Origin of the sequence: Psychromonas sp. SP041 (genome assembly GCF_000470315.2) — a bacterium.
GTDB lineage: Bacteria > Pseudomonadota > Gammaproteobacteria > Enterobacterales > Psychromonadaceae > Psychromonas.
In genome coordinates this window covers 41,590-49,333 of sequence record NZ_CBRF02000037.1, presented here as the reverse complement: position 1 = coordinate 49,333, position 7,744 = coordinate 41,590, and the positions used below count along the sequence as shown (strand labels likewise).

Below are 7,744 nucleotides of genomic sequence, written 5' to 3'. Positions count from 1 at the left end.
CGATTGTTATAGTATTCATGTGACCCTCTCTATTTTTCTGTATATAGATTGTTTAACACTTCTATATTGGCTCATTTGAAGCCGTAAGTGGAGTGGAGAGGGTCCATACCATTAATCACAATAAATAGCTTATCTATTTTACTTGTTAAAACACTCCATTTCCTCGTTGTAAATTTCGTAAAGGGAAAAACCATTAAAGAATTAACCTCTTTTGGCTAATTCTCCGATAGAGGATTAACGGAGTTAATCTTGGAAAGGCTCAATTTACGCCTTGAATTGAACTGTTTTTCCAGCGCAAAATTTAGATGACATATTTAATGGAATCGGTATAACTAAAAAATTGAACGCAATAAAAAAGGCCATTACATTCAATGTAATGGCCTTATAAATTTAATTGCTTATTATGACGTTATATTCAGTTAAGAAGCTATTTCAACTAATGGTGTTTCTGCAAAATGTTTCTTACAAAAAGCAACACGTTCTTCTACCGTCATTTGGTCTGCATTGGTTAAACTTTCAATGAGCTTTAAACGCGGCAGAATACCTGTCCCGTTAGCAATTTGAATCGCCAATCCTGGACGAGCATTAAGTTCTAATAACATAGGGCCTAAATCACGGTCGAGTACCATATCGGTACCAAGGTAACCCATACCTGACATTTCATAACAGCTTGCAGCTAGGTAGATTAAACGTTCCCATTTTGGCACGTTAAGCAGTTTTAGCTCTTTATCTGTATCAGGGTGGCGTTCAACAGGTAAATCAAACTGAACCGCATTAACGGCCTTCCCTGTCGCTATATCAATGCCTACTCCAACAGCTCCTTGATGCAAATTAGCTTTGCCATCGGAAGCAGCGGTTGATAAACGCATCATTGCCATCACAGGGAAACCTTTAAATACGATCACTCGTACATCAGGCACACCTTCAAAGCTGAAACCATCAAAGGCACTATCAAATTGAATCAAACCTTCTACCACTGCGACATCAGCACTACCACCAAGACTAAATAGCCCTGCTAAAATATCAGTCACATGACGTTTTATTTCAGCTAAAGTTTCTTCATTGCCATTGGGTTTGTAGTAGCGGCCGTTTTTAATTTTAGTAATGACTAAAATACCTTTACCGCCACTGCCTTTAGCTGGCTTGATAACAAAGCCAGCTGTATCTGTTATAAACTGCTCTACGCCTTCAACTTCAGCCTGCATCGAAATAACACCAAGCAGGGCTGGAGTGGTCACATTTGCTTCACGAGCAATGATTTTAGTTTTTAGTTTGTTATCCACTAAAGGATATAAGCGGCGGGGGTTGTAACGACCAATATAACCACTGTTACGTTGGTTCATCCCCATAATGCCTTTCTTTTTTAACTTAAAAGGACTAGAAAAGAACATAGTTTATTCCTTGTCCGCTAAAGGTTTAAAACGACGCAGTTCTAACAAGCGGTAACCTGTATAACTACCTAATACCAATACAAAAGACATGACGACAAACTGCAAACCAATGAAGTTAAACATTAAGTGACGAGCGACTTCATTACTCATTACAAAGTAAGCGAGTACCGCAACAACTAAACTACCACCGCCTTGTGTAAATACTTCTTTTGGACCCTCTTCTTCCCACAGAACAGACATACGTTCAATCGTCCAAGATAGGATGATCATTGGGAAGAACGTCACTTTTAAGCCTTCCGTTAAGCCTAATTTGTAAGATAGGACACCAAATAGTGCGATCAATAAAATAACCATAATGATCACGGTAGATATTCGGGAGACCAGGAGTAAGTTAAGATGTGACAAGTATGATCGAATAAACAACCCGACCGCGACAAGTAAAATGAAGCCAACTAGTCCAGTAACCAAGCTCGTTTGTATAAAGGCCATTGCTATTAACACCGGCATGAAAGTACCAGATGTTTTTAATCCGACTAACACTCGCATGATCACAACAATCAATACGCCTAGCGGGATCATTAAAATACCTTTAAATAAAGATTGATCTTCAACAGGTAAACTATGAATCGAAAAGTTAAATAGATGTTCATTATCTGTTTTTTGCAAGATAGCCGCGAGTGCAGGCTGATCTTGTTGGATCATTGAAAAGCTTACTTTTGAGTTAACACCACCGGTTAATTCTAATAAGGCTTTTCCACTTTGGTCCCATAATAATAGATCACTACGGTCCACTTCTTTTACCGATGAAGCATCAAATAAACGAGACTCAATTTTGCCATCTTTTTCTTGGAAAACTTCAATTAACGGTTGCAAGTGTTGGCGACGACGGCCATCTTCCAATGTTAACGCACCAATTCTTTTTGTTGGGATTTTAGCTTCATTTAAAAGCGTAATGAGGATGTCAGTCTTTGATGCTTTACCCGCTAAGACTAAACTAACATTTTGATTAGGATCGCTTGCATTAAGTTGTTTTAGTACTTCCCGCGTGAAGCTAAATGCATCAGCACTGGTTTTTAAAGCATCTTTGATAATATCTGAACCAGCAGCTAAATCAGCAGCGACACCTGCTGCTCCGTATTCAACTTCATGTAGCTCAGGCATTTCAGTAATCGATTGATCAGTACTTCCATTATCGACCAATAATTGAATATTATAATAAAGGGTTTGAGGGCCATTTATTTGGCGAATAGTCCACTGTGCTTGCGGGTTATTATTCTCATATAAGAAAGATAAACCGTAACCAGGAGATGCTGCATTTTGACTTATTTGTGTGTATCCAGCTTGGCTATTTGGCGTCGTTAATGAAGCAAGAACAGGTTTCCCAGTTGCTTCAAACTCAACTTTAGCATCGATGTTCCATACAGAACGAGTTTCACCTGGCATCCATGGAATATCAAATGCTAAATGACGTTGGACTGTCTGAAATATCCCCAGTAAAAATAACCCAGCGACTAAAGTAAAAAAGAAAATACGCGCATTCATAAATGTGTCCTATTTTGTATCTTGTGGTTGATATTTTGGGTAAATATAATCTTTACTCACATCGACGACAATGACATCTTGCATAAAACTACGACCAATTAAAACGGCATATTCCATGTGCTGACGGTTGGTTAAGGTAAACTCTGAACGATGTGCAACACCGCCAATTCTTACATGTAATTCAACAACAGGGCGTCTATCGTATTCACCTGGCTCACTCGACTGTAATATTCTTACATAACGAAGAACTCGTGCTTCAATGATTTGTTCTTTTTCATCTGCATTATGTGAAATATTGAATTTAACCCAATCTTTTCCATCACGTTCAAATTCTTGAATATCTAATGCATTGATAGAAGAAGTTGCAGCACCTGTATCGATACGTGCTTTAAAGTTTTCTTTTGCTTTAGTGACATAAATCCATTCAGTTTGACCTAAAATACTTTTATCTGAAGTCGTTTTCTTAGTGTTTGTTTTAGTAACAACATTACTACTTCTTCTTGTTGATTTTACTGCAGTTACTCTCTGTTTTAATTTTTCATCAAGATCCAGTTTCTCTTGTTGTACCTTTTCTAAATCTGTTTTATTTTTTTCTAATGCTTTTTGTTTTTCTTCTATATCTGCTTTGGATTCTGTTAAAGCAGTTTCTAAATCTGCAATTTTATTTGCTTGTTCTTGAAGCGTTGTTTGTACTTTTTGCGCTTCTTCATCTGTTGAAATAGAAATACATCCAACGGTCAAAAATAAGGTTGAAAGTGTAATAATGGCCGTTCTCTTAAAAAGCATGAAGGTTCCTTTGATAGAAGTTAAAATTAAAAAAATATGTTATCAGTTTGCATTATAAATAGCTGTGTTAAATTGTGTTAATGAATGTTTGTTTATGGCTAAAGTGCCTTTAATTAAGTCGGTAAAACATTTTTAAGCCAATGTTTTTTGTGGACTCGATGTAATACCAGTAATACTTTAATTAATTCTTCTGATAGTGCGACAATATAGGCTTCAACTAACGTGAAGTTGTAATAAGTCACTGCGATAAACGTTAAAGGTATTCCGATACACCACATACAAAAAATATCCATGAATGTACTGTAATTTATATCGCCTCCACTACGCAATACGCCGATAATGCCAATAAAGTTTATTACGCGTACAAATAAAGCGCAGGCTAGTACTAATAAAACCTGTGAAGCACTTGCTGTCGCTGACTCTGACAATGTTGGAAAAAAAGATAATACCGGCTCTCTAAAATAGATAATTAGCGGTACAAATATAAATGCTAAAACAGGTACAAATAAAATAAAAGTCCAAGCTTGTTGCCATGCTCTATCAAATGCCTTTGCACCTAATTCATGGCCGATCATTGTTCCACTCGCAATAGCAACACCAATAAACAGAGCAAAAATAGTTTGCTCAATTGTCGACACCATACTCATTACTGCTAATTCTTGTACACCAATCATGGCAAATATTAAGGTGTATACAAATACGCCTAATGCCCAGCCGCTATCATGTAATACCATCGGAATCGCTAACTTTAAATAACGACGTATATCAAGTATAGAAAGCGCTGTTTTAATCTCTTCGATACTTGCAATAACAAACGTTCGTTTTTTCGCAATAAATAACATTAACAATACCATTTGAACCGCTCGGGCTAAAAAAGTTCCCCAAGCACTACCTTCTACTCCCATTGCAGGTACACCCCAGTGCCCAAAAATAAGAATGTAGTTAAAGAAAGCATTTAGTGGTAATACTAAAAAGCTAATATTCATCGCTGTTTTAGTGTCACCCGCGGAGCGTAATGCTGTTTCTAATGGCAATACAACGGCAATAAATAGAAAACTATAGGCAGTGATCTTTAAATATTGATTAGCATAGTTCAACAACTCAATATCGTTACTCGCCAACCCTGTCACGGTACTGGGCGAAAATACATAAAAAAGAACAAAGGGGAGGGTAATTAACACGCTAATTAAGAGAGAAGTAACTAAGCTGCGGCGTAATCCTGACAGTTCTTTTGCGCCATAATATTGGGCTGCAAGTACACCTCCAGCGTGACTAACACCCACCATCATTAATAGATTAAAGAAAAAGACTTTATTACCTAAGCCTACCGCAGCGATCTCTGCCTCACCTAGCTGGCTCACCATTAATATATCGACTAAGCCTAAAAAAGAATACAGTAATGATTGCAGAGTAATCGGCAGAGCGATGGTCCAAAGCTTTTTTTGAAAAGTTTTGTTTTGAAAAGTTATTATTTTATTTTTCATAAAACGCCTTAATAAACTTATTTGTATCAATAGTTATGAAAGTAATGGTTCACTAAGGCGTTACGATTAAGCAGCTTTTCTTTTAATTAAAACAAATGCTGATATTAATGCTAATAGGCAGAAAATAAATAAGGGAGTTTGACCTACTTGTTGATAAGGTGTTTGACCATAAGCGGGTTGAACTGCGCGTCGTAATACCGCATCGGTATTAGATGGTAAGCGACCAAGTTCATTGCCAAGGCTATCATAAATGGCGGTAATACCATTGTTAGTACTGCGTAGTAGTGGACGGCCAAGTTCAATGGCACGCATTCTTGCTATTTCCAAATGCTGAGCTGGGCCGATGGAATCGCCAAACCAAGCATCATTACTGAGGGTGATGATTAATCCTGTTTTTTCATGAACGTTTTCACGCAATAATTCAGGAAAAGCAATTTCGTAACATAACGCTGGTGCAAGTGTACTGTTTGAAAATTTTAAGTTTTCTTGTATTTCGCCACCACGTTGAAAACTCGACATTGGCAAATTAAAATACGGTGCTAAAGGACGTAAAATATCTTCAAAGGGAACAAATTCACCAATCGGTAATAATTGATGTTTAGCGTAGCGATTCGGGCTAGTTTGCGAGTAACCTTGACCTGGAGGTAATTTCCCTAACATGATGATGCTATTGTAATAGTCTTTGTTATTAACGTCGTAATTAATAATACCTGTTAATAATGCTTTATTTTCTTGTGCAAACTTTAAAGACAAAGATTGTAAGAAACGTTGCATATCAACTTCAAGGCCTGCAATGGCTGATTCAGGCCAAATAACAAGTTCAGTTTCTGCCGGCTTTTTAGCGGTGATAAGGTCATTTCCGCTGTTATCTTTACTGTTTTTAATCCCTGATAATTCTAAATATTTTAATATAGAAGGGTAAAGCTCGTTTGGTTCCCATTTTTTGTTCTGATCTATATTGCCCTGTACCAAAGCCACTTTAATTGCCGGTTGTAATTCAGTAAAAGTAAGTTGTTTTAAGCTATAACCGCTCATTACAACAGTCAGTATTAATAATGATGCAAGCTTTTGTGATTTTTTAATAGTGAGTAGAGTAAGGCAAGCACAAATAAGCAATATCGCTAGGGTGATACCTTGTACGCCGAGAATAGGGGCGAAACCAACTAATACCGTATCTGCGTGGCTATAGCCTAAATAAGCCCAAGGGAAACCAGTTAGTACCCAGCCTCTTAGCCAGTCAGTTATTAGCCATAAACTAGGCATAATAAGTAGTAATCGAATAACTGATGATTTGGTCGGTATTTTATAAGTAAGCCATAATGCAAGAGATGGAAATAGGGCTAAATAAGCACACAGTAAGACGATTAATAACGCGCTGATAATCAGTGGCATACCACCAAAGAGATCCATGCTGACATAGATCCAATGTAAGGTTGCAACAAACATCGATAAGTTAAAAATGAAACTGACTAGAAATAGCTTTTTATGCTGCTGTTGGACTTTTTTGAGGAGTAGAAAAATGCCAACAAATGATGGATATAAAACCCACCATTGTTGAAAAGGAGCAAAAGCAAATACTTGTATCGCCCCTAAAAAGGCAGCCGTTAATAATTGCGCTGATAAAGAAGACGTTGCTTTATTTAGCAGTTTGCTCAGGTATTTTTTCAATCTTTTTTAAGCTCTTTTTTCAATTCTTTTGGAACACGAACTTGCAGCTGTACTAAGCGACGGTTATCGGCATTAGTGACTTTAAACTTATGTTCATTAATCGTTATCTTTTCGCCACGGCTAGGTAAATGCCCTAGTTCATGCAAAATTAAACCACCAATCGTATCTTGAATATCAATGTTGTAATCAGTTTCGAAGAACTCATTAAAATCAGCTAATGTGGTTAATGCACTCACAGTGTAAGTACGTTTACCTATTTTACGAATTTCATCTTCTTCTTCGTAATCAAATTCATCTTCAATCTCACCAACGATCACTTCTAAAATATCTTCGATAGTGACTAAACCTGATACACCACCATATTCATCAACAACAATCGCCATATGGTAACGTTGACTACGAAATTCTTTTAATAAAGTATCTAGTCGCTTACTTTCAGGCACAACAACCGCTTCACGCAGAATATCTTCGATTTTAAAATCATCAGGATCTGAGCTAAAACCATATTGAATGAGATCTTTTGCTAATAATAAACCAACAACGTGGTCTTTATCTTCAGTAATAACAGGGAAACGAGAGTGAGCTGAGTTAATAATCTCAGGCAATAATTCTTCAACAGGCTGGTGTAGTCCCAATGTCACCATTTGTGAACGCGGGATCATAATGTCTCGAACGCGCATTTTAGAAACGTCGATAACACCTTTTATCATTTCTTTGGTTTTTTGATCGATAACTTGACGCTGTTTAGCGCTATCAATCACATCTAATAATTCATCTTGGCTTTTAGGCTCACCTTGAAATAGGTTACCGATTTTATCGAACAGACCTTCTTTAGGCTGTTCGTTACTAGAATGAGAATCTTCCGACATTAAT

At 37.0% G+C, this 7,744-nt stretch carries 6 protein-coding genes; all 6 read right to left on the bottom strand.

What is annotated here, in order from left to right; genetic code table 11:
• Positions 1–419 precede the first annotated feature (419 nt).
• The 6 genes from SP041_RS17065 to corC all read right to left on the bottom strand — a co-directional run bounded on the left by SP041_RS17065 (position 420) and on the right by corC (position 7,740).
• Entirely contained in the window at positions 420–1,391 is a 972-nt protein-coding gene (locus SP041_RS17065) for an alpha-L-glutamate ligase-like protein (protein WP_137297961.1), read from the bottom strand.
• A 3-nt stretch (positions 1,392–1,394) separates the two neighbouring features.
• Positions 1,395–2,933 (bottom strand): inactive transglutaminase family protein, encoded by a 1,539-nt coding sequence (locus tag SP041_RS17060; RefSeq protein ID WP_137297960.1) that lies wholly within the window; start codon positions 2,931–2,933, stop codon positions 1,395–1,397.
• A gap of 9 nt (positions 2,934–2,942) precedes the next feature.
• Positions 2,943–3,719, bottom strand: a complete 777-nt coding sequence (locus SP041_RS17055) for an ATP-dependent zinc protease (RefSeq protein WP_137297959.1) — start codon at positions 3,717–3,719, stop codon at positions 2,943–2,945.
• Between the two features lie 113 nt (positions 3,720–3,832).
• A complete protein-coding gene (locus SP041_RS17050) occupies positions 3,833–5,203 on the bottom strand; it encodes an MATE family efflux transporter (protein WP_137297958.1) in 1,371 nt (456 codons plus the stop codon).
• Positions 5,204–5,269: 66 nt separating this feature from the next.
• Complete coding sequence (lnt, locus tag SP041_RS17045) at positions 5,270–6,871, bottom strand: apolipoprotein N-acyltransferase (protein ID WP_240791493.1); 1,602 nt, start codon at positions 6,869–6,871, stop codon at positions 5,270–5,272.
• Positions 6,868–7,740 carry a CNNM family magnesium/cobalt transport protein CorC gene (gene corC, locus SP041_RS17040; RefSeq protein ID WP_025565077.1) on the bottom strand — a complete coding sequence of 291 codons (873 nt, stop codon included), beginning with the start codon at positions 7,738–7,740 and terminating at the stop codon, positions 6,868–6,870. The genes lnt and corC overlap by 4 nt, the downstream gene beginning before the upstream one ends.
• Positions 7,741–7,744 lie beyond the last annotated feature (4 nt).

What these genes read in the sequence shown, in the direction of transcription:
- SP041_RS17065 (WP_137297961.1), bottom strand. Translation starts at nt 1,391, where the DNA reads ATGTTCTTTTCTAGTCCTTTTAAGTTAAAAAAGAAAGGCATTATGGGG.
- SP041_RS17060 (WP_137297960.1), bottom strand. Translation starts at nt 2,933, where the DNA reads ATGAATGCGCGTATTTTCTTTTTTACTTTAGTCGCTGGGTTATTTTTA.
- SP041_RS17055 (WP_137297959.1), bottom strand. Translation starts at nt 3,719, where the DNA reads ATGCTTTTTAAGAGAACGGCCATTATTACACTTTCAACCTTATTTTTG.
- SP041_RS17050 (WP_137297958.1), bottom strand. Translation starts at nt 5,203, where the DNA reads ATGAAAAATAAAATAATAACTTTTCAAAACAAAACTTTTCAAAAAAAG.
- corC (WP_025565077.1), bottom strand. Translation starts at nt 7,740, where the DNA reads ATGTCGGAAGATTCTCATTCTAGTAACGAACAGCCTAAAGAAGGTCTG.